Origin of the sequence: Pinisolibacter aquiterrae (genome assembly GCF_019160155.1) — a bacterium.
Classification (GTDB): Bacteria; Pseudomonadota; Alphaproteobacteria; order Rhizobiales; family Ancalomicrobiaceae; genus Pinisolibacter; species Pinisolibacter aquiterrae.
In genome coordinates this window covers 1-1541 of sequence record NZ_JAFNIH010000049.1, presented here as the reverse complement: position 1 = coordinate 1541, position 1541 = coordinate 1, and the positions used below count along the sequence as shown (strand labels likewise).

Here is a 1541-nt window from a genome sequence, read left to right as displayed (position 1 = left end):
GATTCCGTTGAAAAACTCGCCGGCGGCGCGGCATGCATTCGGCGACGATGGGCCCCACGCTCGAGTTTGAGAGGGCCCTCCCTCCTCAAGTCGCCCCGACCGGCTCGTTCATCGGGATCAGCTTGGCCAACTTCCGCAGGTTCTGGGCCGTGGCGGCGAGCAGGAACTCGTCCTTCGCTCCGTTCGGTCCGCGCAGGCGCAGGCGGTCCAGCCGTAGGATGCGCTTCAGGTGGGCGAACAGCATCTCGACCTTCTTTCGAAGCCGGCGCGAGGTCGCGTATTCCGGCGTGGCCGCGATGTCTCGCGCCATGTCGCGAGCGCCCTCCCAGATCGAGCGCGGGATCTTGCGAGGCTCCGCTCGCGGGCAGCATCGGGACTTGAGCGAGCAGGCGTCGCAGTCGAGCTTGCTCGCCCGGTACCGCATGAAGCCCTCTTCATCGACCCCGTCGCCGCGCTCCTTCAGGTTCCGTCGGCGGCGCAGCAACTCTTTGCCGCCCGGGCAGGTGTAGAGATCGCGGTCGTGATCATAGGAGAACGCTGCACGGCTGAACGTCCCGTCCTTCCGTTCGGACTTGTCGAAGACCGGGATGTGGGGCTCGATGCCCTGCTCGTAGACCAACCACCCCAGCATCGCGGCGGACCCATAGGCCGTGTCGGCGGCGAGGCGCTCGGGATAGAGGTCGAACCGATCGATCGCCCGTTCGATCATCGTCTTGGTCGCCGTGATCTCCGCCTGCCGCACGGCCGCCGAGGGTTCGACGTCGACGATGATCGCGTGGTCGAGATCGATGAGGTAGTTCGTCGAATAGGCGAAGTAGGCCAGCCCGCCGTCGGCTCCGGTCCACCGGGCGGCGGGATCCGCCGGCGACAGGAACTTCGGCACCACCTCGGTCGCCGCGCCGAAGGCGGCATCGTCGAGGACGCCGAAATACTCGGTGATCGCGCGACTGGTCGCGTCCGGCGGCAGCCCCGCCGAGCCCTCGACGCCCTTCTGTCGGTTCGCATCGGCCTTGATCAGGCTGGCATCGACGGCGAAGGCCTCCCCACCGATGAGCCCGGCATCAATGCATCGCCGCAGCACGACCTCGAACAGCCGGCGCAACAGATCGCTGTCACGGAAACGCCCATGCCGGTTCTTGGAGAAGGTCGAGTGGTCGGGAACCCGGCCCTCGAGGCCGAGACGGCAGAACCAACGGTAGGCCAGGTTCAGGTGGACCTCGTCGCACAGCCGGCGCTCCGAGCGAATGCCGAAGCAGTATCCGATGATCAGCATCCGGATCATCAGTTCGGGATCGATCGAAGGGCGTCCCGTCGTGCTGTAGAACGGCGCGAGGTGCGCCCGCAGTTCGGCGAGATCGACGAAGCGATCGATCGACCGGAGCAGGTGATCGGTCGGAACGTGGGTCTCGATGGAGAACTCGTAGAACAGGGAGTCTTGAACGACTTGCCGATCGCCCATCATCGACTTCACTCCTGCCGCCGTGACACGAGTGAATCAGTGATCGACGCTCGGCGCAACGCCTGAGTTTTTCAACAGAATC

General features: G+C 65.5%; 1 protein-coding gene. It reads right to left on the bottom strand.

What is annotated here, in order from left to right; translation table 11 throughout:
• Positions 1–85: 85 nt before the first annotated feature.
• Entirely contained in the window at positions 86–1462 is a 1377-nt protein-coding gene (locus tag J3S89_RS19825) for a transposase (RefSeq protein WP_217930269.1), read from the bottom strand.
• Positions 1463–1541 lie beyond the last annotated feature (79 nt).

What these genes read in the sequence shown, in the direction of transcription:
- J3S89_RS19825 (WP_217930269.1), bottom strand. Translation starts at nt 1,462, where the DNA reads ATGATGGGCGATCGGCAAGTCGTTCAAGACTCCCTGTTCTACGAGTTC.